Source organism: uncultured Brevundimonas sp., from assembly GCF_937863155.1.
Lineage (GTDB): Bacteria > Pseudomonadota > Alphaproteobacteria > Caulobacterales > Caulobacteraceae > Brevundimonas.
The window spans coordinates 19,086-43,483 of the sequence record NZ_CALMFB010000054.1 but is presented as its reverse complement, the minus strand read 5'-3'; the positions used below and the strand labels follow the sequence as shown (position 1 = coordinate 43,483).

The following is a 24,398-nucleotide window of genomic DNA, read 5'->3' as shown; positions in this document are numbered from 1 at the left end:
CACAAACACTCGCGTCTGACAGGCAAACGCGGGCGTCCGTTAACGGTTCACGGCGAAGCTTTGGGCCTGACAGACCCGTGATGTTCAGGACACGGCCGTTTCACGCTCAAGCAGCCAACGGCCACGCCCTCGTCCGCCCTCAAGCAGCGACCGACCGCGTCGGGAGCGTTAGGGCGCCTAAAAAGGACTGAACCGCTCGACCAGGCTCTGGGCCGCCGGGGTGGACTGGACCCGGCTGATGTCGCCGCGCCCGCCATAGCTGATGCGCGCCTCGGCGATCTGGGTGTGGCTGATGGTGTTGCCGGCCGAGATGTCCTCGGGCCGCACGATACCGGCGACGGTCAGTTCGCGCACCTCGCGGTTGGTGCGCACTTCTTGCCGACCCTGGATGATCAGATTGCCGTTCGACAGCACGTCGGTGACCACGGCGGCGATGGTGAGATTGACCCGTTCGGCACGGTTGACCGAGCCGGAGCCGGCGGCGCTGGACTGGCCTTCCAACCCGACCATGTTCTGCGGATCGAACCCGCCGGGGAAGGCGCGGCCCAGGCTGTTCTCCAGGCCGAAGAAATTGCTGACCCCGCCGGAAATCTCGTTCGAGCGGTTGCGGGTGGTCGAATTCTGGGTCTGTGCGCGGTCGTCGATGTTGATGTTGACCGTCAGGATGTCGCCGACCTGACGCGCGCGCTGATCGCCGAAGAAGGTGCGGGCGCCCGCGCGCCACAAGCTGTTGGCGCTGGCGGCCGAGGCTTCGGGCCGGGCCTGAGGCGCCGGCAGATAGGCCTGCTGCACCGGGACCAGGGCCGCCGGATAGCCGATGGGCGCCAGTTCGGGTCCGCGCACCGTTTCGGCGACGGTCGAGCAGGCTCCCAAGATCAGGGCGGCGGCGGAAACGATCAGGATCTTACGCATGACGAACGGTCCTCAGCGGGCGGCGAACTGTTGCAAGGCGGCGGTGCGGGCGGCCTGGGCGGCGGGTCCGGCCATGGCCTGGCCCGGCCCGATGGCGACGGCGTCGATCATCCGGCCCGAGGTCGGGTTCAGAATGGCGACCGGCTCGCCCACGGCGGCGTTCCTCTGGGCGCGGCCCATGACGGTCAGGGTCACGCCCCCGACCTGATAGGCGACCGAGACCACGTCGTTGCGGGCGATCACCCGTTCGGCGGCGACGGCGCGCGACGGCGTCATCGTGGCGGCGGCGGGCGTGGCCGACGCCTCGGCCGGCTGGGCGGCGGCGGCGCCCGGCGACAGGGCGGCGTTGCGCACCACGACGCGGCGCAGGCCCTGGGGATTGCTCCACTCCAGGCCCGACTGGCGCGCCAGCATCTGCAGCTGACCGGCCTCCAGCACCACGGACGGCCCGGCGCGGGTCGCCACCTGCACATCGGCGGCGGCCCCCGCCCCGTCGAACAGATCGCCCAGCGTCACCCGCCCGTCGGAATCGACCGGCTGGGCCTTCAGGGTGACCGGCCCGCTGAGCGCAGGCGTGGCCGCCAGCACCGCGGCGACGGCGGCGACCCAGGCGGCCGTCCAGCGCGCGCGGCGGCTGAACAGCGGCGGTCGAGGCGGCGGATTCAGGGGAAACAGGATGCTCATCAGCTCTTCACCTGGGCGGCGACGGACAGCATGTTGTCGGCGGTCGAAATGACTTTGGAGTTCATCTCATAGGCGCGCTGGGCCACGATCAGGGCGCTGATCTCGCTGACCGCATCGACATTCGACGCCTCGGTGAAGCGATGCAGGATCTGGCCGAAACCCGGCTCGCCCGGGGCGCCGACCACGGCCGGTCCCGAGGCGGCGGTCTCCAGCAGCAGATTGTCGCCGATGGCTTCCAGGCCCGCCTCGTTGAAGAAGGTCGCCAGCTCCAGCTGGCCCACGATCTGCGGTTCGGTCGCGCCCTGGGTGGTGACCTGCACCTGGCCGGTCTTGGACACGGTCACGTCCACCGCGTCCTGCGGGATGGAGATGGCCGGCTCGACCAGATAGCCGTCGTCGGTCACCAGCTGGCCCTCGCCATTGGGCGAGAAATTGCCGGCCCGCGTATAGGCCAGTTCGCCCGACGGCAGGGTCACCTGGAAATAGCCCCGGCCGTCGATGGCCATGTCATAGGTGTTGCCGGTGCGGGTCGGGCTGCCCTGTTCGGTGATGCGATAGACGCTGCCGGCCTTGACGCCCGCGCCGATCTGGATGCCGGTCGGCACCACCGTGCCCTGGCTGGACGACTGGGCGCCCATGCGTTCGACGTTCTGGTACAGTAGGTCTTGAAACTCGGCCCGCTGACGCTTGAAGCCGACCGTGTTCATGTTGGCGATGTTGTTGGAGATGACCTCCACGTTCAGCTGCTGGGCCAGCATGCCCGAGGCGGCGGTTCTGAGAGCGCGCATGTCGGGGCCTCCTTAGTTCGCCCGGCCCAGGCGCTCGACGGCGCGCCGGGACAGGTCGTTGGTGTTTTCGATCATCCGCGTGATCCGCTCATAGGCGCGGCTGATCTCGATCAGATTGGTGACTTCCAGGATCGGATTGACGTTCGAGCCTTCCAGCATCCCCTGGCGCACGCGGGCGTCGGCGGCGTCCATGGCGGCGGCGTTCGAGGCGTTGCGGTAAAGGCCGTCGCCGCCCTTGGACAGGGCCGCCAGGGCGTCGAACCGCACCAGCTTCAGGTGGCCGACCGGCTGGCCGTCCTGGGTGATGGTGCCGTCGGCGGCGACCGAGGCCTGGCCGCGCGCGGGGTCCAGGATGATCTCGCCGCCCTCGCCCTGGACCGCGTGACCGGCCTCGGTGACCAGACGGCCTTCGGGATCGACCGTGAAGGCGCCGTCGCGGGTGTAGGCGGGGCCTTGCGCCGTCTCCAGCTCGAAGAACACCCCCTCGCCCTCGATGGCGAAGTCCAGCGGCCGGCCCGTCTGGCTCAGGGCGCCCTGGCCGTAGTCGCGGCCCACGCCGTTATCCAGCACGAAGCTGACGCCCGGTCGCACCGCGTGGTTGCGCGCCCGCTCGCCGACCTCGGTGCCCAGCAGCAACTGTTCGACCTTGAAGCCGGTGGTGTCCGCATTGGCGATGTTGTTGGCCGCGATATCCAGTTCGCGACGCAGCGTCATCTGGCGGGACAGTCCGATGTAGGCGGCGTTTTCCACGGGGCATGGCTCCTTCGTCCCTGCTCTCGCAACCCTCGTGCCAACAGGGTTAACGCAGGCCCCGCCTGGGTTTGGGCCGATCCGACCCCATCGGCGCCCGGCAGGATTTGCCGTTTCTAAACGTCCCGTTAACCAAACCGGCCCCAACTGACCCCTGGGATCATCCGGGGCGTCGTGCGCGCATGCTGAAGCTGGGCAAGAAGAAGGACAAACCGGCCGATGACGCCGCCGTGCCGGCCGTCGCGGACGGCGAGGCCGGGGCCGAGGACGCGGCGCCCGCCAAGAAGAAGCTGCCCCTTCTGTTCATCATCATCCCGGCCGCCCTGGTGGTGCTGGGCGGGGGCGGCGCGGCCGCCTTCATGCTGATGCAGCCTAAGCCCGCCGCCGCCCACGGCGAGGAAAAGGCCGACGAAGGCCATGGCGAAAAGAAGGGCGGCGGCCACGGCAAGGCCGAGAAGAAGGGCGGCGGCCATGGCAAGGAAGGCGGCGAGGCCGACCCCGCCGCCGGCAAGATCGCCGAAGGCCCGGACGGCGTGACCTTCTACACCCTGCCGGACATGGTCGTGAACGTGCAGTCGGCTGACGGCCGGCCCACCTTCCTGAAACTCAAACTCACGTTGGAGATGAAGGACGCGGCCCTGGCCGAACACCTCCAGGCCGAGGCCCCGCGCATGCAGGACATGTTCCAAAGCTTCCTGCGCGAGCTGCGCCCCGAAGAGATGCAGGGCTCGGCCGCCACCTATCAGCTGAAGGCCGAACTCTTGCGCCGCATCAATCTGATCGCCGCGCCGGGCAAGGTCGACGCCGTGCTGATCGAAGAAATGCTGGTGCAATAGGCCATGGCCGACACGCTTCAGGACAGGGATCCGCTGGCCGGTCTGAACGACGACGAGGTTCGCGCCACGGGCCTGTCCGAACGCGTCCTGAACCAGGATGAGATCGACAGCCTTCTGGGCTTCGACCTGGGCGAAGGCGACGACAGCGAACGCACCGGCATCCGCGCCATCATCAACTCGGCCCTGGTGTCCTATGAACGCCTGCCGATGCTGGAAATCGTGTTCGACCGCCTGGTGCGGCTGATGACGACCAGCTTGCGCAACTTCACCTCGGACAACGTCGAGGTGTCGCTGGACAACATCAGCTCCATCCGCTTCGGCGACTATCTGAACTCCATCCCCCTGCCCGCCATCCTGGCGGTGTTCCGGGCCGAGGAGCTGGACAACTACGGCCTGCTGACGGTCGATTCCAACCTGATCTATTCCATCGTCGACGTGCTGCTGGGCGGACGGCGCGGCACGGCGGCCCTGCGCATCGAAGGCCGGCCCTACACCACCATCGAGCGGGTGCTGGTCCAGCGGATGGTCGAGGTGGTGCTTCAGGACGCCTCGGCGGCGTTCGAGCCGCTGACGCCGGTGCATTTCAACCTGGACCGGCTGGAGACCAACCCCCGCTTCGCCGCCATCGCGCGCCCGGCCAACGCCGCCATCCTGGTCAAGCTGCGGATCGACATGGAGGACCGGGGCGGACGGATCGAGCTGCTGCTGCCGTATGCGACGCTGGAGCCGATCCGCAAGATGCTGCTGCAGCAGTTCATGGGCGAGAAATTCGGCCGCGACAACATCTGGGAAGGCCACCTGGCCACCGAACTCTGGACCACCGACACCGAGGTCCGCGCCGTGCTGGACGAACAGCAGGCGCCCCTGTCGACCGTGCTGAACCTGAAGGTCGGCGACACCTTCATGCTGAACGCCACGCCCGACAGCGACATCTCGATCCGGGCCGGGTCCATCCCGCTGACCACCGGCAAGATGGGCCGCAAGGGCCAGTTCATCGCCGTGCGCGTCGAAGGGCCGATCAGCCCCGAGGCCGCCGGCTCCATCGCCAAGGGGAGACACGGATGATCGGCGTGATCATGGACGCCCTGCTGATGATGCTGCTGGCGGCCGCCCTGGCCTATGGGGTGCGGCTGGATCGGCGGCTGAAGACCCTGCGCGAGGGACAGTTGGCCTTCGCCGGTGCGGTCAGCGAACTGAACACCGCCGCCGCCCGGGCCGAGGCGGCCCTGGGGTCGCTGCGGGCCTCGAACCAGGAAACCGACCTGCTGCACGACCGCATCGTCAAGGCCCGCGCCCTGAAGGCCGAGCTGGAGGCCCTGATGGACCGCGCGCCCGTCGTCGCCGCCCCGCGCATGGTCGCCCCTCCGATGGCCGAAGCGCCGACGGTCCGGCCCGAACCCGCCACCGCCCCCTCGCGCTCTGGCGGTCTGCTGAGCCCCGAACAGGTGGAGACCTTCCAACCCGTGCTTCAGGCCCTGGCCGCTAACCAGGCCGCTAAGCAAAGCCTCAACCGCGCCCGGCGTAGCCTGGACGAAGACCTGTTCGCCGCCTGACCCTTTTTGACGCCCCTATGTCCGTCGCGCGGCGACGGACGACTTGAGGGGCGAGATCGAGTGAGTAAACCATGGCTCGTCTGCCTCGCATCCTGCCGCTCGTCGCCATCGCCATCGGAGGCGTGGTGGTGGTGCGCGCCATCGGCGTCGCGCCGGGCCTGTTCGAGGGCGCCCGCGCCTGGGCCGAGGAAGCCGTTCCCGCCGCTGCGGCCGAAGGCGCCGCCGCCCCGCGCGCGGCCCCGGCGGTCTGCGCCCTCAGCCCCGAACAGCTGGCCCAGCAGGCGGGCCTGTCACCGGCGGAACTGCGCGTCATCCAGTCGCTGAAGGACCGCCGCGCCGAACTGGACGTGCGCGATCACGACTTCGCCACCATGCTGCCGCTGATGGCCGCCGCCGAGCAGAAGCTGGACGCTAAGACCCAGGCCCTGACCACGCTGCGCGGCGAACTTCAGGCCCTGCTGGGTCAGGTGGGCGAGCGTGAACAGGCCGAGATCGACCGCCTGGTCGCCGTCTATTCCGCCATGCGTCCGAAAGAGGCCGCGCGGGTCTTCGCCACTCTGGACGACCGGGTGCGCCTGCCGGTCGCCGCCGCCATGCGTCCGCGATCCCTGGCCGCCGTCATGGCCCAGATGGAGCCGTCCGGCGCGCGCGACCTGACCGAAAAACTGGCTCGTCGGTTCGAACGCCAGCAGGCCGCCGCCCAGGCCGCCGTCGCCGCCGCCGCCAACCCCGAGGCGCCCGCCCCCGCGCCGGCCCCAACCCCCGCTCCGACCGAGACGACGGCGACGCCGACCGCCGGTGAAGGCGGGGAGGCCGCCGCGCCGCGTCCGCGCCCCGCCGCCCGCACGCCCCAGCGCCGCCCGGCCGCCCGGCCCGCCGCCGCCCGTCCGGCCCCGCAACAGGCCGCCGCCGAAGCCCCCGGACCTCAGCCCTATTCGGGCGGCGCGGACGGCGCCGGTCGCGCGCCCGGCGCCCAGCCGCGCCAGACGGTTCAGTAACGCACGGCCCACAGCGCGTGGTTGGCGCCGGGCCATCGGCCCGCTATCAACCGCGCTTCCCGATCCGCCGAGCCTGATCCGACATGTCCGACGCCGCCCAACCCGCTCCGTCCATGCCCGACCGTCTGTCGGTCGATCCCGCCAGCCCCTACTACGACGCCGACCTTCTGGCGCGCGGCGTGGGCGTGCGCTTCAAGGGCGAGGACAAGACCAATGTCGAGGAATACTGCGTGTCCGAAGGCTGGGTGCGCCTGGCGCTGGGCAATCGCGTCGATCGTCGCGGCAAGGCCCTGACCGTCAAGCTGCAAGGCCCGGTCGAGCCCTATCTCCAGGGCGAATAAGGCCCTTACCTTCGCGCATGCCGCCCGATAGGCTTCGCCCCTTCCATTGCTTGGGGTTGAAGCCGTGAATCGCATTCGTCGCCAGTCCGCCGTCCTGTCCGTCGTCCTGGCCTTCGGCGTCGCCGCAACCGCCCTGCCGGCCGCGGCCCAGGACTCCGCCGTCGTGCGCGCCGCCGAACAGGTGCGCGATGACGCCCTGAACGCCAATGTGGCGCTGGACTATGTCACCCAGGTCACCACCCGTTTCGGCGCCCGCCCGGCGGGGTCAGAGGCGGAAACGGCGGCCTTCCGCTGGGCCGCCGACTATCTGCGCGGCCTGGGCTTCCAGAATGTGCGGCTTCAGGAATTTCCCTTGGTCGGCTGGGACCGGGGCCAGGAAAGCGCCGCCATCGTCGGCGACCGCCCCCAGATGCTGGCCGCCGCGGCCCTGGGTCATTCGCCCGCCACGCCCGAAGGCGGGATCGAGGCCGAGGTGGTGCGGTTCGACAGTCTGGACGCCCTGAACGCCGCCCCGGCCGGGTCGCTGACTGGCAAGATCGCCTATGTCGACGGCGGCCAGATGGTGCGGATGCAGGACGGTTCGGGCTATGGCTCGCTGTCGCGCATCCGGGGCGCGGGTCCGGCGGCGGCGGCGGCCAAGGGGGCGGTGGCCTTCATCATGCGCTCGGCCGGCACGGACGAACACCGCATGCCCCACACCGGCACCACCCGCTATGTCGACGGCCGCGTGCCCATTCCCGGCTTCTCCCTCAGCGCCCCCGACGCCGACCAGGTGTCGCGCCTGGTCGCCCTGGGCGAGACGGTGCGGCTGCGCCTGCATTCGACCGCCCGCACCTATGAGACCGTGTCCCACAATCTGATCGCCGAGGTTCCGGGCCGGTCGCGTCCGAACGAGATCATCGTGCTGGGTTCGCACATGGATAGCTGGGATCTGGGCACCGGCGCCTTTGACGATGCGGCGGGCGGCGCCATCACCATCGCGGCGGCCAAGGCCATCATGGACAGCGGCCGTCGCCCGGCGCGCACCCTTCGCGTCGTCCTGTACGGCTCCGAAGAGGTGAACCAGCCGACCGACCGCGCCTATGGCGGCGCATCCTATCTGGCCGAAATCGGCGCTGAGGGCGTGGAACGGCACATCATCGCCGGCGAAAGCGATTTCGGCGCCGACCGCATCTACGCCCTGGGCCTGCCGCCCGGATCGGCCGACACCGATTTCGGCCGCATCGCCGCGCGTGTGCTGCGCCCGCTGGGCGTGCTGCCGGGCGAGCCGGAGCTGCATGGCGGCGTCGATATCGGGCCGCTGGCCCAGGCGGGCGTGCCGGTCTTCGGCCTGCGCCAGGACGGGACGCGCTATTTCGACCTGCACCACACGGCCGACGACACCCTGGATAAGATCGACCCGGCCCAGATGACCCAGAACGTCGCCGCCTGGGCCGCCCTGGTGATGCTGATCGCCGATTCCGACGTGGACTTCCGCGCCACGCGCCCGGCGGCTACTCAGGCGCACTGACCCGCCGCGAGCGTGGCGAAACTGGTAGACGCAACGGACTTAAAATCCACTACCGTAGATTTACGTATCTAAATCAATCGGTTAGAGCGGGTAGACACTTACACACGACTTACACATTTGCCGCGAGCGGCAAGGAGGTCATGTGTCGGAGTCTCACTCGCTCATGGAGGGCAAGCTCCACGTCTATCGTCGCGAAAACAGCCCATACTGGCAGTGCGCGACCTATCTGAGCGGCCGCAACTACCGTCAGTCGACGAAGGAGACGAACGTCGCCTTTGCGCGAGAGTTCGCGCGCGATTGGTATCTCGATCGGCTCGCTGAAGATCGTCTCCGCAAGTCCGGGAAGCTCCCGTCGATGCCGGAGATGCCTGTCGTCGTCCCGGAGCGTGTGACGCCGAAGCGGCCGGGGGAGAAGACCTTCCGTGAGGCGGCCGCTGTCTTCGAAAAGGAGTTCGAAGCGATGACGTTGGGTGAGCGGAACGCTCACTACGTCGCTGGGAAGGGGCGGGTGATCCGTCTCTACCTCAACCCGTTCTTCGGCGATTTGCCGATCACCGAAGTCTCCGCCGGCCGGATCCAGGATTACCGGCTTCACCGTGTCACGCCACCTGACGAGCCGCAGCGCGTGCGGTTCGTCTCGGAGGGGCAAGAACGGATCGGAAAGGCGAAGATCTGGAAGCGGCCGAGCCGGCAGACGCTCCATAACGAGATGGTCTGTCTTAGGCAGATCCTGAAAACCGCGAACCGGAAAGGGTGGATTTCCGCACTTCCGGACATGAGCAACCCGTACCGGGCATCCGGCAAGGTGAGCCACAGGGCTTGGTTCTCACCTGAAGAGTACAAGCGCCTCTACGAAGCGACGCGCGAGCGCGCGAAGAACCCGAAAAAGGAGCGCTGGCGCGACGAGTGCGAGCAGTTCCACGACTTCGTGCTGTTCATGGTCAACACCGGGCTGCGTCCCGACGAGGCGCAGCGCCTCGAGTTCAGAGACGTCTCGATCGTTGAGGATGACGCGACCGGCGAACGCATCCTCGAGATCGAGGTGCGGGGCAAGCGTGGGGTAGGGTACTGCAAGAGCATGCCCGGAGCCGTCCGTCCGTTCGAACGGGTGCTCAAGCGCAAGAACGGCCAGCCAACCGATCTCGTCTTCGGTCTGGTGCAGCGCGAACTGTTGAACGCCATCCTGGACGAACTCGGCCTGAAGAAGGACCGGGATGGAAGGCCTCGTACCGCCTACAGCCTGCGGCACACCTACATCTCCATGCGGCTCATGGAGGGCGCCGACATTTATCAGGTCGCCAAGAACTGCCGGACCAGCGTGGAGATGATCGAGAAATACTACGCCTCTCACATCAAGAACGTGCTCGACGCCTCGGCCATCAATGTCCGAAAGCCCAAGCCGGCGAAGCGACAAACAGTGGATTCGAATGGTGCCTGATCGCGGCGATCAGCCAGCGAACTTGACCATTTCAGTGAAATGGCCTATTTCAACGTAATGATGAAAATGGAACTTTCAGTGAAAGAGACTGAACGCGCTCTCGCCGGGGAGCTGCGGGACATACTCGCCGTCGTCCCGACCGTAGAGGTACGGTCTCTCGATATCGAGGGACCGGGCGACGCCCCACGCGTCGATATCATCGCCGATGTCTCGATCGCCTCCAGAAGCTTCACGATATTGATGGAGGTGAAGAGTTCCGGACAACCGCGGGTGATCCGCAGCGCCGTCGATCAGGCGCTTCAAGCTGCCGCGAACCTCGGAATGAAGTCCATCGTGCTCGTGGGAGCCCCCTATATGGCGGATGCCGCCCGGCGCCTGTGTGACGAGGCCGGCGTGGGCTGGCTCGATCTCGCGGGCAACGTCCGCATCGTCGGCCCGGGCCTCTATATCGACCGGCAGACGGCCGAGAAGCCCAAGGCAGTCGCGCGCGAGCTGAAGTCGCCGTTCGCACCGAAATCAGCGCGCGTTCTCCGTTGTCTCCTTCAGACGCCCGGTCGGGCCTGGAAGGTGACGGACCTCGCCGAAGCCGCGCAAGTGAGCCTGGGCCAGGTCAGCAACGTGCGGCGCGCGCTGATCGACCGTGAATGGGCCTCGGCCGATTCCGAGGGCCTGCAGCTGACCGATCGCGAAGGTCTCCTGCGCGGCTGGCGAGAGGCCTACGAGGCACCCGTTGGGGAGCGGCGGCGCTACTATACGACCCTGCACGGGAAGCGGCTGGATGTGGCGCTGCGATACGCCCTGCGTGAGGCTCAGTCCTCAGGCCGGGCCGCGGCGATGTCCTTCACGGCCGCCGATTGGTGGGCGCCTTACGCACGCGTGCCGATGACCTACCTCATCGCCGAACCCAGCGCCCTGCCGGCCTTGGTCGATCATCTGCAGCTCAAGCCCGCCGAAAGCGGGGCCAATGTCGAGATCCTGATCCCCGACGAGGCCGAGCTGTTCGACGATCTGCGTCAGCCGGCTCCAGACCTCTGGACGACCAGCCCGCTGCAGACCTTCCTTGATCTCGGGACCGGCGGCGAACGCGGGCAGGAGGCGGCAGACCATCTGCTCGCCAGCGTGTCCCAGTGGTGAAGCCGGAACCGCAGAGCGCGGCGGACTATCCCGCGCGCAGCACCGCCGCCGTCCGCCAGACCCTCGTCGAGATCGGCCAGATCCTCGGCAGTTATGAAGGCAAGTTCGCCGTGGTCGGCGGCGCTGTGCCGTGGCTGTTGCTCGAGCCGGACGACATGATTCACGTCGGGACGTTCGACATCGATCTCGCACTCGACCCGGTCGCGCTCGCGGATACCGAATACGCAGACCTGGTTCACGCGCTTCAGGCCCATGGCTACGAGCGCGGCCCCGAGGATCGGGCGTTCCAGCTGACCCGGGAAGTTCCTGCCGAAGATGGCGGTCCCCCGATCAAGGTTGTCGTCGACTTCCTGATGCCGCGGGACGCGGAGGTGCCGAAGCGGGAGCGGCCGCTCGTGGAGGACTTCGCCGTCCAGAAGGCGGACGGGGCCGATCTGGCGATTGACTTCCAGGCTTTGGTCGAGATTGAGGACCGGATGCCGGGACGGTCGGGGACCAATCGCGTAAAGATCGCAGTGGCCTCGATCCCGGCGCTTCTCGGCATGAAAGGCCACGCCCTCGTCGGCCGCTTCAAGCGCAAGGACGCCTACGACATCTATTATTGCGTCCGAAACTACCCGGGCGGGCCCGAAGCCCTGGCCGACGCCTGCCGGCCCCTCCTGGAACGGGCTAGCGCTCTTCAGGGCTATGAGAAGATCGCCAGCAAGTTCAGGGATGTCGATGACCACGGACCTGCCTGCGTTCGCGAGTTCGTAGAGACAAGCGCGGCCTTGGGCGACCGTACTCCGGAGCAGTGGCAGACGGACGCCTATGGGCAGGTCCGAGCCTTCGTGGATGCGCTCGGGCTCTAGCCTCCTGCGAGCGCCAGTTCCTGTGGGGTGTATTCCGCCGATCCGCCCTGGATCGACTTGAACGCCTTCTTGTGAGCCGCGGACGGGATCGGCAGCGACTCGGATTGCAAGGCCCCGATCTTCTCCGTCAGCTCGGTCAGGCGCGACCGGAGCGCCGCAACGTCCATAATGCCGACGTCGATCTGGACGAACTGGCGCAGAGCGCGCCGGAGGCCGCCGTAGGAGACGCCGCTGCGGTGGTGTTGCGACGCCCGTTCGGAAGGATTGAGAAAGGTCATCAGGGCTGTGATGGCAGCGCCGACAAGCGCGAGCGAACCGCCGATGGCAGGGTCCATATCCGCCAGAATGGTGGCGCCGGCGGTAGCGCTGATGAGCGCTGCGGGAATGCCAAGCGAGTAGGTGCGGCCGCGCCAGGCGCTGGCAGCCTCGAAATGACCCTTCTCCGAATAGAGGGCGTCCACAGCCAGCCGGCGGGCCTCCGCCAGAATGGCGTCTCGGGAGTCGGTTTCAGCCGGGCTGACAGTATCGGTCATGACATGGGTCCAATCGCGGAGCCGAACAGCGAGCGCCATTCCGCGCCCGCACGCCGATCGGCGTTTACCGCCTCATATTGGCAGGCGCGCTGGGCGGTGGCCAAGGCCGTTCGCGCTCGCGGCGCCCAGGCGTCGCCGATCGATACCCACTCACCGGTTCCAGGCATCTGGACCGAGCCGCCGACATACCGGAGCATGAACTCGAAGAAGTCGCGGACCATCCAGTCCTCATAGCCTGCGGTCGCGTGCTGCCAGGTTTCAAGGAAGGCCACGGCCAGGCGCTCGAGCATGAACGACTTGATCGGCGCATGGGCATGACGCTGCCACTGCTTGGCCATCCGGATCAGGCGACGCGTGGAGCCGAAGGTTGCGCGATCCGACGCTTCGAGCACCGAGAGCTCAGCCCACGGATCGGTCTTGCGGTACGAACCGCCGCCATTCGCATCGGCGATCAGATATTGGCCGGTGTCGAGGCGGAAGGCCGGGATGACCTCGACGGGCATGGTCGCGAAGGGCACGACCACGACCTGGCCATCTCCACGGATCGCCGTTTGAGGGTAGGTCTGCGACAGCGCCGAGCGGACTTCCTGCAGCAGTTGGGACTGGCGGTTGCCGACGCGGGCCTCGTAGCGATGGAAGATATCGACAGGCATGCAGAACAGGACGTCGATGTCGCGCGGCGGGGCCACTCTCAGCGTTTTGGCCCAGGACCCGATCAACAGACTGTTCTGCGTCGCCTCGCCATGGCCGTAGTACCAGCGATTCAGGGCTGCCCGAACGCCCGTCTGCTTACGTGTACCGTCGACCGCCTGTTGCTCTGTGATCCCCAGCCCCTGCATGAAGGCCGAGAAGCGCTGCTCAACGAACATCCACCCGGGCGGGGGCACTGGAGGCGCGGGCGACAGCGGAACGAGAAAGCTCAAGGGTGGACCTAGGAACGGCGGCGAAGCGTCGGCATATCGCCGATATAGGGAGCGCCTGCGCCTATGCGAGAGCCGCGCGCGCTTTGGGGGTAATCGCGCCCGGAGACGGGTCGCCGCGTCCCGGTGGTTGAAGAATGCCCGCCGCCTTGGCGCGCGGGCACGAACGCAGGTATAGAGCCCGCTCGGCTGGCGGGCGTGGCGAAACTGGTAGACGCAACGGACTTAAGCTGAGGATTGAGTGCGCCGGGGGAAATCCCGGACGTAGAACCGCTCAAAGTCGGGGAACCCTGTCAGATGGCGATCCCGAGCCAAGCCCGTCTTCGGACGGGAAGGTGTAGAGACTAGACGGGCGGCGTCTAAGGCCTTCGGGCTATGACGAAGGGATAGTCCAGACCACGAACGTCGGGCCTTCTGGGGCAGGCGGCGGCGAAAGTCGAAGTGGTACGAAAATCCGTCGGGCATTGCCCATGCCGGTTCGACCCCGGCCGCCCGCACCACCGAAACTCGAGGATCGCGCTTCAGCCGGCCTCGGCGGCGGGAGCGGCCCTCGCCTGAAGGTCGGCCAAGATGTGCTCGGCGACCTCGATCACGGTCGCGAAGTCGCAGATCATTTGCCCATGGAAGCGGACAGGCCGCGCGCCCTCACCGAAGGAATGCATCATCACCGGCTCGAAAACGCCGAGCCGCCGCTGGGCGGCGATGACCTCAGGCCAGCGGGCCCAGTCCCACCCCGGGCCGCCGACCTGCGCTTCCAGCCTTGCGAACTCCGCCGCAGCCGCGTCGTCGAGTTGTTTGGGCGGGATGTAGAGCGGGATCCGGTGGGCCAGGGCGTGGCGATACTCTTCCAGATAGCCAAACCACTGATCCGTGCCTGCCAGATAGGCCTGGCTTCGCGCCGACAGGCTGCCTCTGAGGTCGGTATTGTCGGGCGTCAGACCGATCCGGCTGCGGTGAAGCGGACGTCCATTAGGGCCGCGCAGGTCTGCTTCCAGACACCAGAGCCAGGCCAGGTTGTCCATGACGCCGAAGATGTTGATGACGAAGGCCTGAAGGAAGGCTGTGGCGTCCCAGATCGCTTCGCGGGTTGGCTCTGTCTCCTGCGGTGGCAGGGTTTCGAAGACCCGCCGAAGTCCGTGCTTCAGGTCGGAAAGGCGTCGGCAGACGCCGTGGGTCATCATTTCCTTGGCCTGCGGAACCTGAAGCTGGAGACGGAACAGCGAGCTGGTCAGGGCGCCCTCCCGCTCCAACCAGTCATCACAGCGGTCCTGCATCTCGGCGGCGTCGTCATCGGAATAGGCCATGGCGCCATCCTAGCGACGGCACCCGTCCAGCCCCTAGCGCGGAGTTGGGGACACATAGCCGGCGTCATGGAAGGCGCGGGCCGACTCTCACTAGACCAACGGTCATGACCCACCATGAGCTTGACCGCACTCTCGACCGTATGTTCGCAGCGGCGGCGTCACCCGACGATCAGCCGGGTGTCGTCACTGTTCAAACGGATGATTGGTTGGGAGTCCTGTCCACGGTACGGGCGACTTGCGCGTCCCTTCAGGACGGCCTGCGCTATCGGGAAATCCAGGTTCAGGTCTCGTCGCAGTTTGAAACGAGGGTCCTGTCACGGGCCGAAGCGGGAGGGCGCGGCGAGCCTTATCGCGAACTGCGCAACCGGACTGCAGACGACGCACGTGCTCCAGCCTAGTGGATCGAAACAGGCGACCCACATGAGCTTGGATCGGTCATGACCAGGCTATCGACCATTGCGTCGATCTCGGCCAGCAACTCGGTCAGGTCGTGACCTTCGAACTCCGTTCGAGCGGCCTCGCGCCACGCGCTCCGCAGCACATCGCGAGCGTCCTCCGGAGCGAGATCCTCGAGATAGGTCAGGCCGCGTTCAGCCAACAGCCTCCGTGCGACGACACCGGCCTGCTCGGCCAGATCGCTGTAGATCTCGGTCTCCTCGGCAGTCAGCTCTTCGGCCACGGCGATCCTCGCGGGACGGGAATGGGGACGGGCCTGGAACTTCTGCGAAGAAGCCCGGGGTTTCAGGATCGACCGCCGCCGACGTCAGAGACGTCCCCCGGCTCGAGGTCGGTCCCTGTCTTGCCGGAACCCGTCGCGATCAGCCTACAGTGGCGGGCCGACGACGCAATCGGCTTTGGCGGTGAGGCGAGGCGGATCGCAGGAATCAGCCCGATGCAATAGTCGGAGGCGCGAAGCGCGCTCGACTACAGTTCTGCGCCGACCCGCCGTTAGCCGGGTCGCACCCTTCACGTTGAGGAGCTGACGATGAAACCCCTGATCGCGCTCATGCTCTCGGCCGCCCTTTCGTCGGGATGCGTCGGCATGGCGCCGAACCGTGACCTTGGCAGCCTCAAGATCGCGAGCTGGAACATGGAGCATCTGGCGGAGCGGGATGGGGAGGGGTGTAGACCGCGCACCGAGGCCGATTACGCTCTCCTTCGTGGTCATGTCGCCACTCTGGGCGCCGATGTGATCGCCTTCCAAGAGGTACAGAACAAGGTCGCAGCCGAGCGTGTCTTCGATCCGGCTCTGTACGACGTGGTGATGTCCGACCGTCCGGCCAGCACGCGGAGCGGCGAATGCCGGGGCCGACCAGGCCTGTTCATCCAGAACCAGGCGGTCGGCTTCGCCATCCGCAAAGGCGTGCCGTGGATCCGCAACGCCGACCTGAACGCCTTAGCGCTCGGAAACCCCGATTTGCGGTGGGGCGTCGATGTGACTGTGTTGCACGGACGTCCGGTCCGATTGCTGGCGGTGCATCTGAAGTCCGGCTGTAACTCCGGCCGCGAACCGACGGACCCGGACTGCCCGGTGCTGTTCGATCAGCTCCCGGTGCTGGAGAGGTGGACGGAAGCACGAGCTCGGGACGGCGAGGCCTTCGTGGTCCTCGGAGACTGGAACCGGCGATTGGCCAGCCGTGGCGACGCCTTCTTCGCCGATCTGAACGATGGCGATCCCGAGGGCTCGGTGTTGACCCTGACCTCCGGTGATCAGGCGGCGGGCTGCAAGGCGCGCTATCGCGAATACATCGACTTCATCGCTACAGGGAAGGTGGCGACAGGGCGCCTCGAGCCCGGGTCGTTCGAGGAGTACCGCTACGGCGGCATTGCCGAGACCGAACACCCTTCCGATCACTGTCCGATCTCGGTGCGGCTTTTGGGCTGAGGCTCGGCAGCGATCAGGGCTCCGCGCCTTCCAGCGCATCAAGATAGCCGTCGCAGCCCGTGAAATAGCCATCGACGGCGGTCATGACGTCTGCCAGCACCACAAGGTCGACATGGCCCAGGGCCAGTTCGATCGGGCGGCCCTTTGTGTCGACGGGATAGCGGTGAGAAAATGAGCCGGGATCTACGGCCGCAAACTCCGCAACAATGCGGCCGACCGCCTCGTCGGCACCGTCGGGGTCGGTGACAGCGAAACCTTCGAGAACCGCCTGGAACCGCGCCCAGAGCACGGAGAGGTCGTGGGATTTCCAGATCGCCTCGATCTCGACCGTGGGGCCGTAGGTCGCGATCAGATACTTCAGCGACAGCTCGATGAACTGGCGATAGTTGAACAGAATCGGAAACACGAGTGTGTCCCGATCGCCGCGGTCGTCGGTGGCGTGGGCCACCATGAGGTCCGCCGCCCTTTTATAGCCGGCCATCATCAGGACCATGCGGTTGTGCGCCGGCTCTGTGAGGGTGGCGTTGCCGTCCCAGTCGGATGAGACCGTAAACAATCGATCTCCAGACTTCGGCCAACGGAATGGTTTGCTGAGAAGCGCCTCAAAACTCATCCTGTCCTCCTGTCGGGCATTGGCGTCATAGTGCCAGAATGGATCCTATCCCGGAGAACATGTTCCGCGTCATCGCCTTGGCCCTTCCGGCCGGGCACGCCTTCGGTGAACGGCCGCCCGTCGCCGCCTGGGGTGACACAGCCGGAAGGACTTGCGGGATCGTGACGCGACATGCCGAAACCGGAGAACTCGGCCTCATTGCAATGCGACGTCGCGTAGACGATGTCTGGACCGAGACGGCGCGCGAAGTCGGATTTCGGTCACTCAGGGATGCTGAGCGGCGCCTTGAAGCGTTGCTTGGCATTGGCGCACCGCCAGAACCCTTGCCGCCCAACACCGCACCGCGTGCAGCCCTCCATGACCTGCAGGGCCGTACGCCGAGCGCCATTTTCGGTTCGTTGGGCACGCCCTCGCACCGTATTGCCGGCTCAATCCTCAACCAGCTTTATCTCGCCCTTCCAAACCCGGACAGGAACTGGGTCGGAGACTGCCAGACCGGGAATTTCCACACGCGGATGTGGGAAGCGCAGTTGCTCGCGGCGTTTCGAGAGCAAGGCCTGCACGTCAGCCAGCCGTTCGAGTCTCCGGACTTTCACATTCGCAATCGCCTTGGCGGCGAGGCTTGGGTGGAGGCGGTCACCGCCAATCCGGAGAGGCGCTTCGACCACATGAACGCGCCCCGCGTCCCGCCGCCAAGCGAGCGTGAAGCGCTGTTTTTCGGCCCTGCCGCGCTTCGTTTCGCCAAGACCATCGGAAACAAGCTGCAGCGGCGTTACGATCAGCTCCCTCACGTGCAGGGAAAGCCCTTCATCCTCGCCGTCGCGGACTTCCACGCGCCCGGCTCGATGCGTTGGAGTCGAGAGGGTCTGGCCGGCTATCTTTATGGCCGGGGCGCCGAGGTCGTCGTCGAGGACGGACGGCCTGTCGCTCGCGCGACCTATGCGACCCATCTCCACGGTCCGTCCCGATTTCCTGCGGGCCTGTTTGCGAACGCAGACCATGCAGAACTGTCAGCAGTCATCTTCTCGAACGCCTGCGCTATCTCGAAGCTCAGCCGTGTGATGGTATCCGCCGGCGCGGACCCGAAGGGCCTTCGCTACACTCGCATCGGCAAATTCTTCAACAGGACCGAAGGCGCGCTTCAGGGAGACGATTTCTGCCTGGACGTCGCCAGTGGCGCCTACCGGGCGCTCTGGCCGCAAGGTCATGAACCGTGGTCTGCGGAAATCGAGGTCTTCCACAATCCGTTCGCACGACACCCGGTCCCTCACGAACTGTTGCCGGAAGCGACCCACTGGTTTGACGTCGACGGCGAGACAATCTGCAGCGCGTACTACGAGACCGGAATCCTTTGGTCGGAGACCTGGATCACCGACGCCGAGAGGCCTCCCATAAGGCTCGAGGACATTCTCTCCGGCGACATCCCAGCCCTGAAAAAGCGCTAAGGGCTCCGCCCTCGCGCGGGCCAGGGTGAAGCGGCTGCGCCGCCGGATCGGCCGGTCTCCCCGACCTTCCGCGCCGGCGACGGAACCGATGTCTGCGATCAGTGCGAGGCTTGTGCAGGCCGGGCGATCCCCCTCCGGCCGATCCGCCCTGGCCCTTGCTACCCCGGTCTCGCCGACGGGCAGGGTTTCAGGCGCGCGTTTCGCGTGCCTGCAACCCTTGCCCAAAGGAGGCAGACATGACTGCTCAATTCACCCAAGCCCGTACCCCTGCGGCGGCTGACGCCGCCGCGACCGGAGCGGATCAGGAGCCGGGTCACGGCGCGGAGATCGTGGTTCCCCTGAACCGGTTGAAGGCGTCCCCAAAGAACGCCCGGAAGGTCCCGCACAACGCAGCGACCATCGAGGCCTTTGCCGCCTCCATCAAGGTCAAGGGGGTGTTGCAGCCGCCTGTGGTCGAGATCGAACGCGGCGAGGACGGGACGGCTACCGGCAACTATCTCGTGACTATCGGGGAGGGACGCCGCCAGGGGTTGCGGCTCCTGGCCAAGCGCAAGCAGATCAAGCGGACCCACCCCGTGAAGGTGGTCGTCGACACCGAGAACGACGCCCATGAAATCAGCCTCGACGAAAACACCACCCGCGAGGCCATGCACCCCGCCGACCAGTTCGAGGCCTTCAAGCGGCTGGCGGACGAGAAGGGCTACGGCGCCGAGGAGATCGGTGCCCGGTTCGGCGTGACGGCGACCGTTGTGCGGCAGCGGCTGCGGCTGGGCGCGGCGGCGCCGGAGTTGATGGCGGCCTATCGGGACGGGGCTCTGGCGTTGGACCAGCTGATGGCCTTCTGCGTCAGCGCCGATCAGGACCGGCAACGGCAGGTGTTCGAGCAGTTGGGCGAGTACCGTCCCGTCCATGCCATTCGTCGGGCCATGACCGAGGCCAAGGTGCGGGCCGACGACCGCCGCGCGATCTTCGTCGGCGTCAAGGCCTATGAGGCCGAGGGCGGGACGGTGTTGCGCGACCTGTTCACCGAAGACGGCGGCGGCTGGCTGGAAGACCCGGCCCTGCTCGACCGGATGGTCGACGACAAGCTGGCCGCTCTGGCCGACGGCGCGCGCCAGCGCGAAGGGTGGAAATGGGCCGAGGCTGCGTCCGAATACGCGGAGGTCAGCGCCTTGGGTCGGGTCTATCCGGTCGCGGTCGTCCGCTCCGAGGCTGATGCAGCGCAGATCGCGGCGCTGTCGGAGGAATATGATGCCCTCGTGTCCGAGGCCGGGCCGGAAGGGCTGACGCCCGAGGCGGACGCCCGGCTGGAGGAGATTGATAAGGCCCTGCAAGCCTTCGGCCCGGACTTCGACTATGCGTCGGAGGTCAAGGCGCGGGCCGGGGTGATGGTCCTGCTGGGTCATGACGGGCTGGCCCGGTTTGAGCGAGGTCTGGTCAAGGCCGAGGATGCAATCAGCGACCGCGCGCCCGATCCGGACGCTCCGGAAAGCTGGTCCGAGGCGGAGCCGCAGGACGGGGAGACGGCGCCGCCCGCGCCGGAAGCCGAGGCCGACGAGGGACTGGCGCCCCTGTCGGAACGGCTGGTGATCGACCTTACCGCCCATCGGACCATGGGGCTGCGCGACGCGGTTCAGGCCGATGAAAACATCGCCCTAACGGTGGTGGTCCATGCGCTGGCCTTGCAGGTTTTCTACCCCGCGTGGGGAACGTGGACGCCCCTGCAACTGCGTCTGAGCGTGACCGGTCTGGAGCGGCTGGCACCCGGCGTCAGCGACGGCCCCGCCGGGCGGCGCGTGGCCGACCGGCTGGAGGCGTGGGGCGCGCGGCTCCCGGAAGAGGCGCGCGACCTCTGGGTCGTCCTGATGACCCTGCCGCCGTCGGACCTTCTGGACCTGATGGCCTGTTGCACGGGCGTCGGCCTCTATGCGGTGCGTGATCCTCACGACCGCAAGCCGGACGCCTTGGCCCACGCCGAGACGCTGGCGACCGTCACCGGTCTGGATATGACCGGGACGTGGACGGCCACCGCCGCCAGCTACTTCTCCCGCGTGTCTAAGGCGCGGGTGCTGGAAGCGGTGACCGAGGCGACCACGAGTGAGGAAGCCGGGCGGATCGCCGGGTTCAAGAAGAGCGACATGGCCGATGCCGCCGAGCGGCTGGTCGAGGGCAAGGGCTGGTTGCCGTCCGTTCTGCGGACGGCCCCGGCGCTCGAGCCGGATGCCCATGAGCCGGAAGGCGAGGAGGGCGCGCCGCCGTCGTCCGATGCGGACGCCTATTCGTTCGCCGCCGAATAGGCGACGCCCGTCCGGAAACTCGCCGCGCGCCCTTTGGGGGCGCGCGGCTTTTTTGTGCGCAGGCGGCGCCGGAACATCTCCGGCTTAGGCCGCCGCGTCCTGTCGGAATGGACGCACCCGTTCGGCGCTGAACGGAAGTCGTTCAAGGCCAAGGACATCGCCGATGCGCCAACGGGTCTTCGCCAGAAGTTCGCGGCCGTCCTCCAGCCGGACCAGGACGGTGTCCTGCGTCGCCTCGCGTGGCTCAAGCAGACGCAGGCGGACGCCATGAAGATCCGACTGGATCAACCGCGCCGCTGCCATTTCCCCTGCGCTGAGGTGAACCACGCACGGCTCGGCGCACTTCTGGCGCGGAAGAATGCGGCGGTCGGGAACGGCGACGGGGAAGCTCATTCCTTCCGCTACGCCGTCGAAGCTGAACACCGTTCTAAGCGCCGCCCTTAACGAATCCTTCGCCGGGCGATGAGCGGGCGAAAACAAGGACGAAACCTGCACGAGCCTCTGCCGCTCGCGGCCCTCCGGCGGATGTTTGACGCCTGTGGAGCTTGTCCGTATGGCCAGCGCGGCATGGTCGGCCCGATCCCAGGCCCCGGCGCGAGGGTTCATGGCGGAATATCAGTTCATCGTTGATGACGGCCGGAGCGTCGACCTCGGCATCGAAACCGTCGATGCGATGGACAACGAGGAGGCCGAACTTCTCGCGCGCATGCGGTGGGCGTCGTCGCCGCCTTCTGCGCAACGTCGCAAGATGAGCTCCCCGCGAGACGTGACCGATCAATGGCGGGACATCAAGGGCGGGGAGCTTCGGTAATGGAGCGCCTGCTACGCCGCTCTCGCTTGCGGCCACAGGGAGCCGAACTTTTTGGCATCCTGCTTTCGCCGACGGTCCTGCGCACGCGCACCGTTGGGCCGGCACCTGATGTCGAGTTCAAGAAGGTGCGACTGGGACATGTTGAAGGTCACGTTTGGCCACTCATAGCCCTGACCGTCGTAGCCCGTCTTGTAACGGAAGCCGAGGTGCGTCGCCGCCACGATCAGCGGGCCGTTGGCGACGTAGTCCGGTCCCAAAGGTTCGCCATCGGGATATGTGCAGGGAAAGTTCTCGGCGATGTGCTTGAGACGATAGCTGTCGGTATCCGGGCGAATGGATTTCGTGGAGGGCACCTCGGCGAGCATGGCGAGGGCGCGCAGCACCTGATCGGCGACCAGAATGTCTTTCAGCTCCTCCCGGTACTCCTGCATCCGGTCGTAGTGCTGATGAGGGGTCTCCCATCGGCCGTCGTCCCGCCGCTTCGGCTGCCCGAACCCCCATCCCCACTTATGGAGACGGTCGTCGCGGTCCATCGCGTTGAGGGTGATGGCGTGCGCCGCAGCTCGGAACAGAAGCGACGCCGGCGCTTCGAAGCCGCGCGCAGTCAGATAAAGGCTGAAGGCCGAAGGATCGAGCCGCCGCGGTCCCGCGTCTGCAAGACGAGCCCGAAGCTCGGCGTTCGATTGGAAACCCAGTCCCCGCGCCAGCGCTTCGGTGCGGTGAGAGGATTTGATTGTCGGAGCGATCAACCGGAGGCCGGATTTCATCCGGTCCAGGGTGACGGAGTTCAGGAAGATGTCGAGTTCGACCATGGCGTTTGCCTCAATGGGTGCGCAGGTCGCCGATTACACTGCGGCACACGAGGAAACGTGGGGCCGAGGATGGGGAAGCAAGGAACGAGACGTTTGACCCGGCGACAGGTCACAGGCGCCTAACCCGGACAAGAGAATGCCGTGAGTCGCACATTGCGCAAGGGATCCCGGACGCTCCTGTCGACGGGCCGTCCGGCGCGCTGATCGGCAACCGTCAGTCGTGGCGAAACGCCAACGCGCAACTATGTTCGTCCCATGACCAGTGCCAATACGGAATCTAAAAAGAAAAAAGCGCCCCGATACCAGACGCGGCTGGTGCTGTTTCTCGACTTCCTCGGCTTCAAGGAACACGTCGAACGCTCTGCGCGTGAGCCTGCGCATCTGGCCCGGCTGGTCGCCGCAATGGATATTGTCGGAGGCATCGGCGCCTCTCACAAGGGCGTTCTGAAAAGCCAGAAGGTCACCCAGTTCTCGGACAGCATCGTCGTCTCGTACAAGGTGTCGGAGCCGTCAGCTGTGTTCCTGCTCCTGAACGAAATCGCCTTTGGCGTTCTCGATCTGGCTGAACGGGGCTTCCTGGTGCGCGGCGGTGTCACGGTCGGCAAGCTCTACCATTCCAAACGCCACGTTGTCGGCCCTGCGATGAATGAAGCTTATCGGCTGGAGTCGAAAGTTGCGAAATATCCTCGGGTACTCATCGATCCCAAGGTGCTCAAGGTCGCGCGCGCCGCGCGTCGTTCAGAGCATTCCCCCGAGGATGAAGCCGGCTACGTCTCCGATTTCATGACCAAGGACACCGATGGTCACTACTTCTTCGACTATGTCTCGTGGCGATCCGTCGTCGCGATCACCGGCGGCGACAACGATCTCTATGCCGATTATCTCGGCTGTCTCAGCATCCTGATCCGCGACGGCCTGCGCCACGACGACGCCAGCGTGCAGGAAAAATTTCTCTGGCTGCGGCGGCGTTACAAGGCTGCGATCGAGGAGATCAAGGCGATCCCTGCAAACCATCCCTACAGGGCCGAAAACGGCGCCATGTGCGAGGTCATCGCCGGCCTGCCGATCTTCAGGATCGACACCAAGCTCGCGAAGGCAGCGGTGAAAGCGGCGGCGAAGGCAAAGGTGATGGCGAAACCCGGGTCCAGAACCCGCCGTCGCCGCGCCCGCTCTGACTGAGACACTCCATTTCGCGGGATGGCTGCGTTAGACCTGTCGGTATGAAGCTGACGCACATGGATGACGCCTACTGGGTAGAACGCCGCACCGAGGCGGAGCGCGAGTTCCCGGGCTCGTCCTTTGGCATGCGGCCCGACCTGACGGCCGAGGTGGTGGATCGTTTCGAGGACGCCCTCCACGCCGGATCGGAAGAGGCGATCCAAGTCTGCCTGACCGAGAATCCCTACCTCGTGCAGTACGCCATTCGAGAATCCGGCCACCATGGCACCTGGGTCTATCCCAAGCAGATGATCCGGCCGAAAGCCGCCACGGGCGAACCCGGTCTCATACCCGACTTCCTCGCTGTGACGCGGTCATCGCTGGGCGATCACTGGTGGATTGTGGAGCTCAAGCGGTTCGACACCCAGTTTGCGGACGCCCAAGGGGGCGGCATGAGCCCCTCCGGCCACAAGGCGGTCAGCCAGGCGGCCGGCTACCTCTCCCACTTCCGGGAATACATCGACGCCATCAGGAGCCACGCTCGCATCCCGCGGATCACTCAGCCCGCCGGCGCGCTGATCCTGATCGGCGATTCCCGAACCGAAAGCGAAGCCCAGCGCACGGTTCGTTCCAATTTCGTTCGGACTTCATCCAACATCGATGTGGCGAGTTACCGTCGCATCGTGGTCAATGCGCGTGTGGACGTCGGCTTCACTCCCAACTCGCGGCCTTTCAGCCTCGAGCCCACCTGATAGCTTTGGCCCACTGACAAATCGGCAAGGTGAGCCAAACCCAAGCTCAGACATCATTCTCGACGTCCTGAAG

The 24,398-nt window shown here is 66.6% G+C and carries 26 protein-coding genes; 15 read left to right on the top strand and 11 right to left on the bottom strand.

The window, feature by feature from the left end; all coding sequences use genetic code 11:
• Positions 1–177 precede the first annotated feature (177 nt).
• The 4 genes from flgH to flgF are packed head-to-tail and all read right to left on the bottom strand — an operon-like array spanning position 178 to position 3,134.
• Positions 178–912: a flagellar basal body L-ring protein FlgH gene (gene flgH, locus Q0581_RS08390; protein ID WP_298699355.1), complete on the bottom strand. Its 735-nt coding sequence runs from the start codon at positions 910–912 to the stop codon at positions 178–180.
• 12 nt (positions 913–924) lie between these two features.
• Positions 925–1,596: a flagella basal body P-ring formation protein FlgA gene (locus Q0581_RS08385; protein WP_298699353.1), complete on the bottom strand. Its 672-nt coding sequence runs from the start codon at positions 1,594–1,596 to the stop codon at positions 925–927.
• Complete coding sequence (gene flgG, locus Q0581_RS08380; protein WP_298699352.1) at positions 1,596–2,384, bottom strand: flagellar basal-body rod protein FlgG; 789 nt, start codon at positions 2,382–2,384, stop codon at positions 1,596–1,598. Before flgG ends, Q0581_RS08385 begins: the two co-directional genes overlap by 1 nt.
• A gap of 12 nt (positions 2,385–2,396) precedes the next feature.
• Positions 2,397–3,134 carry a flagellar basal-body rod protein FlgF gene (gene flgF, locus Q0581_RS08375; protein ID WP_298699350.1) on the bottom strand — a complete coding sequence of 246 codons (738 nt, stop codon included), beginning with the start codon at positions 3,132–3,134 and terminating at the stop codon, positions 2,397–2,399.
• A gap of 182 nt (positions 3,135–3,316) precedes the next feature.
• Between flgF and Q0581_RS08370 the strand changes: the two genes are divergently transcribed.
• The 9 genes from Q0581_RS08370 (at position 3,317) to Q0581_RS08330 (ending at position 11,795) form a co-directional block, all read left to right on the top strand.
• On the top strand, positions 3,317–3,970 hold the full coding sequence (locus tag Q0581_RS08370; RefSeq protein ID WP_298699348.1) for a flagellar basal body-associated FliL family protein: 654 nt from the start codon (positions 3,317–3,319) through the stop codon (positions 3,968–3,970).
• A 3-nt stretch (positions 3,971–3,973) separates the two neighbouring features.
• Complete coding sequence (fliM, locus tag Q0581_RS08365; RefSeq protein ID WP_298699346.1) at positions 3,974–5,035, top strand: flagellar motor switch protein FliM; 1,062 nt, start codon at positions 3,974–3,976, stop codon at positions 5,033–5,035.
• Complete coding sequence (locus Q0581_RS08360) at positions 5,032–5,523, top strand: DUF6468 domain-containing protein (protein WP_298699345.1); 492 nt, start codon at positions 5,032–5,034, stop codon at positions 5,521–5,523. Before fliM ends, Q0581_RS08360 begins: the two co-directional genes overlap by 4 nt.
• Positions 5,524–5,594: 71 nt before the next feature.
• Positions 5,595–6,521, top strand: a complete 927-nt coding sequence (locus Q0581_RS08355; RefSeq protein WP_298699344.1) for a hypothetical protein — start codon at positions 5,595–5,597, stop codon at positions 6,519–6,521.
• Between the two features lie 83 nt (positions 6,522–6,604).
• A complete protein-coding gene (locus Q0581_RS08350; RefSeq protein ID WP_298699342.1) occupies positions 6,605–6,862 on the top strand; it encodes a DUF3297 family protein in 258 nt (85 codons plus the stop codon).
• A 64-nt stretch (positions 6,863–6,926) separates the two neighbouring features.
• Positions 6,927–8,372 carry a M20/M25/M40 family metallo-hydrolase gene (locus Q0581_RS08345; RefSeq protein ID WP_298699340.1) on the top strand — a complete coding sequence of 482 codons (1,446 nt, stop codon included), beginning with the start codon at positions 6,927–6,929 and terminating at the stop codon, positions 8,370–8,372.
• 163 nt (positions 8,373–8,535) lie between these two features.
• Positions 8,536–9,810, top strand: coding sequence for a site-specific integrase (locus tag Q0581_RS08340; RefSeq protein ID WP_298699338.1), 1,275 nt, complete (start codon positions 8,536–8,538; stop codon positions 9,808–9,810).
• A 39-nt stretch (positions 9,811–9,849) separates the two neighbouring features.
• On the top strand, positions 9,850–10,944 hold the full coding sequence (locus Q0581_RS08335; RefSeq protein WP_298699337.1) for a type IV toxin-antitoxin system AbiEi family antitoxin: 1,095 nt from the start codon (positions 9,850–9,852) through the stop codon (positions 10,942–10,944).
• Positions 10,941–11,795 (top strand): nucleotidyl transferase AbiEii/AbiGii toxin family protein, encoded by an 855-nt coding sequence (locus tag Q0581_RS08330; protein WP_298699335.1) that lies wholly within the window; start codon positions 10,941–10,943, stop codon positions 11,793–11,795. Before Q0581_RS08335 ends, Q0581_RS08330 begins: the two co-directional genes overlap by 4 nt.
• Here the strand turns inward: Q0581_RS08330 and Q0581_RS08325 are convergent.
• The 4 genes from Q0581_RS08325 to Q0581_RS08310 form a co-directional block, all read right to left on the bottom strand.
• Entirely contained in the window at positions 11,792–12,328 is a 537-nt protein-coding gene (locus tag Q0581_RS08325; protein WP_298699333.1) for an SLATT domain-containing protein, read from the bottom strand. The genes Q0581_RS08330 and Q0581_RS08325 overlap by 4 nt on opposite strands.
• A complete protein-coding gene (locus Q0581_RS08320) occupies positions 12,325–13,251 on the bottom strand; it encodes a hypothetical protein (protein WP_298699331.1) in 927 nt (308 codons plus the stop codon). Before Q0581_RS08320 ends, Q0581_RS08325 begins: the two co-directional genes overlap by 4 nt.
• 518 nt (positions 13,252–13,769) lie before the next feature.
• The gene (locus tag Q0581_RS08315) at positions 13,770–14,552 is read right to left on the bottom strand and encodes a hypothetical protein (protein ID WP_298699329.1); all 783 of its coding nucleotides are present in this window, start codon (positions 14,550–14,552) and stop codon (positions 13,770–13,772) included.
• Between the two features lie 394 nt (positions 14,553–14,946).
• Complete coding sequence (locus Q0581_RS08310; RefSeq protein ID WP_298699327.1) at positions 14,947–15,231, bottom strand: hypothetical protein; 285 nt, start codon at positions 15,229–15,231, stop codon at positions 14,947–14,949.
• A gap of 306 nt (positions 15,232–15,537) precedes the next feature.
• Here Q0581_RS08310 and Q0581_RS08305 point away from each other — a divergent pair, with 306 nt between their 5' ends.
• Positions 15,538–16,437: an endonuclease/exonuclease/phosphatase family protein gene (locus Q0581_RS08305; protein WP_298699326.1), complete on the top strand. Its 900-nt coding sequence runs from the start codon at positions 15,538–15,540 to the stop codon at positions 16,435–16,437.
• Between the two features lie 13 nt (positions 16,438–16,450).
• Here Q0581_RS08305 and Q0581_RS08300 read toward each other — a convergent pair whose 3' ends face one another.
• Positions 16,451–17,050, bottom strand: a complete 600-nt coding sequence (locus Q0581_RS08300; protein WP_298699324.1) for a hypothetical protein — start codon at positions 17,048–17,050, stop codon at positions 16,451–16,453.
• A gap of 59 nt (positions 17,051–17,109) precedes the next feature.
• On the opposite strand from Q0581_RS08300, the gene Q0581_RS08295 reads away from it, so the two are divergent.
• Together Q0581_RS08295 and Q0581_RS08290 are read left to right on the top strand one after the other, a co-directional pair.
• Positions 17,110–18,495: a hypothetical protein gene (locus Q0581_RS08295; protein ID WP_298699323.1), complete on the top strand. Its 1,386-nt coding sequence runs from the start codon at positions 17,110–17,112 to the stop codon at positions 18,493–18,495.
• Between the two features lie 236 nt (positions 18,496–18,731).
• Complete coding sequence (locus Q0581_RS08290; RefSeq protein WP_298699322.1) at positions 18,732–20,792, top strand: ParB/RepB/Spo0J family partition protein; 2,061 nt, start codon at positions 18,732–18,734, stop codon at positions 20,790–20,792.
• Positions 20,793–20,876: 84 nt separating this feature from the next.
• Here the strand turns inward: Q0581_RS08290 and Q0581_RS08285 are convergent, their stop codons facing one another.
• On the bottom strand, positions 20,877–21,398 hold the full coding sequence (locus Q0581_RS08285; RefSeq protein WP_298699319.1) for a hypothetical protein: 522 nt from the start codon (positions 21,396–21,398) through the stop codon (positions 20,877–20,879).
• Here Q0581_RS08285 and Q0581_RS08280 point away from each other — a divergent pair.
• Entirely contained in the window at positions 21,397–21,603 is a 207-nt protein-coding gene (locus Q0581_RS08280) for a hypothetical protein (RefSeq protein ID WP_298699318.1), read from the top strand. The genes Q0581_RS08285 and Q0581_RS08280 overlap by 2 nt on opposite strands.
• Before the next feature lie 11 nt (positions 21,604–21,614).
• Here Q0581_RS08280 and Q0581_RS08275 read toward each other — a convergent pair whose 3' ends face one another.
• Positions 21,615–22,415, bottom strand: a complete 801-nt coding sequence (locus Q0581_RS08275; protein ID WP_298699316.1) for a hypothetical protein — start codon at positions 22,413–22,415, stop codon at positions 21,615–21,617.
• Positions 22,416–22,670: 255 nt separating this feature from the next.
• On the opposite strand from Q0581_RS08275, the gene Q0581_RS08270 reads away from it, so the two are divergent.
• Entirely contained in the window at positions 22,671–23,594 is a 924-nt protein-coding gene (locus Q0581_RS08270; RefSeq protein ID WP_298699314.1) for a hypothetical protein, read from the top strand.
• 41 nt (positions 23,595–23,635) lie between these two features.
• Positions 23,636–24,325 carry a Shedu anti-phage system protein SduA domain-containing protein gene (locus Q0581_RS08265; protein ID WP_298699312.1) on the top strand — a complete coding sequence of 230 codons (690 nt, stop codon included), beginning with the start codon at positions 23,636–23,638 and terminating at the stop codon, positions 24,323–24,325.
• The last annotated feature ends 73 nt before the right edge of the window (positions 24,326–24,398 follow it).

Excerpts from the sequence above, each read along its gene's own strand:
- fliM (WP_298699346.1), top strand. The coding sequence starts at position 3,974 with ATGGCCGACACGCTTCAGGACAGGGATCCGCTGGCCGGTCTGAACGAC.
- Q0581_RS08350 (WP_298699342.1), top strand. The coding sequence starts at position 6,605 with ATGTCCGACGCCGCCCAACCCGCTCCGTCCATGCCCGACCGTCTGTCG.
- Q0581_RS08385 (WP_298699353.1), bottom strand. The coding sequence starts at position 1,596 with ATGAGCATCCTGTTTCCCCTGAATCCGCCGCCTCGACCGCCGCTGTTC.
- Q0581_RS08370 (WP_298699348.1), top strand. The coding sequence starts at position 3,317 with ATGCTGAAGCTGGGCAAGAAGAAGGACAAACCGGCCGATGACGCCGCC.
- flgG (WP_298699352.1), bottom strand. The coding sequence starts at position 2,384 with ATGCGCGCTCTCAGAACCGCCGCCTCGGGCATGCTGGCCCAGCAGCTG.
- Q0581_RS08340 (WP_298699338.1), top strand. The coding sequence starts at position 8,536 with ATGGAGGGCAAGCTCCACGTCTATCGTCGCGAAAACAGCCCATACTGG.
- Q0581_RS08270 (WP_298699314.1), top strand. The coding sequence starts at position 22,671 with ATGACCAGTGCCAATACGGAATCTAAAAAGAAAAAAGCGCCCCGATAC.
- Q0581_RS08335 (WP_298699337.1), top strand. The coding sequence starts at position 9,850 with ATGGCCTATTTCAACGTAATGATGAAAATGGAACTTTCAGTGAAAGAG.
- Q0581_RS08275 (WP_298699316.1), bottom strand. The coding sequence starts at position 22,415 with ATGGTCGAACTCGACATCTTCCTGAACTCCGTCACCCTGGACCGGATG.
- flgH (WP_298699355.1), bottom strand. The coding sequence starts at position 912 with ATGCGTAAGATCCTGATCGTTTCCGCCGCCGCCCTGATCTTGGGAGCC.
- Q0581_RS08280 (WP_298699318.1), top strand. The coding sequence starts at position 21,397 with ATGGCGGAATATCAGTTCATCGTTGATGACGGCCGGAGCGTCGACCTC.
- Q0581_RS08360 (WP_298699345.1), top strand. The coding sequence starts at position 5,032 with ATGATCGGCGTGATCATGGACGCCCTGCTGATGATGCTGCTGGCGGCC.
- Q0581_RS08290 (WP_298699322.1), top strand. The coding sequence starts at position 18,732 with ATGACTGCTCAATTCACCCAAGCCCGTACCCCTGCGGCGGCTGACGCC.
- Q0581_RS08295 (WP_298699323.1), top strand. The coding sequence starts at position 17,110 with ATGTTCCGCGTCATCGCCTTGGCCCTTCCGGCCGGGCACGCCTTCGGT.
- Q0581_RS08315 (WP_298699329.1), bottom strand. The coding sequence starts at position 14,552 with ATGGCCTATTCCGATGACGACGCCGCCGAGATGCAGGACCGCTGTGAT.
- Q0581_RS08265 (WP_298699312.1), top strand. The coding sequence starts at position 23,636 with ATGAAGCTGACGCACATGGATGACGCCTACTGGGTAGAACGCCGCACC.
- Q0581_RS08325 (WP_298699333.1), bottom strand. The coding sequence starts at position 12,328 with ATGACCGATACTGTCAGCCCGGCTGAAACCGACTCCCGAGACGCCATT.
- Q0581_RS08305 (WP_298699326.1), top strand. The coding sequence starts at position 15,538 with ATGAAACCCCTGATCGCGCTCATGCTCTCGGCCGCCCTTTCGTCGGGA.
- Q0581_RS08285 (WP_298699319.1), bottom strand. The coding sequence starts at position 21,398 with ATGAACCCTCGCGCCGGGGCCTGGGATCGGGCCGACCATGCCGCGCTG.
- Q0581_RS08355 (WP_298699344.1), top strand. The coding sequence starts at position 5,595 with ATGGCTCGTCTGCCTCGCATCCTGCCGCTCGTCGCCATCGCCATCGGA.
- Q0581_RS08300 (WP_298699324.1), bottom strand. The coding sequence starts at position 17,050 with ATGAGTTTTGAGGCGCTTCTCAGCAAACCATTCCGTTGGCCGAAGTCT.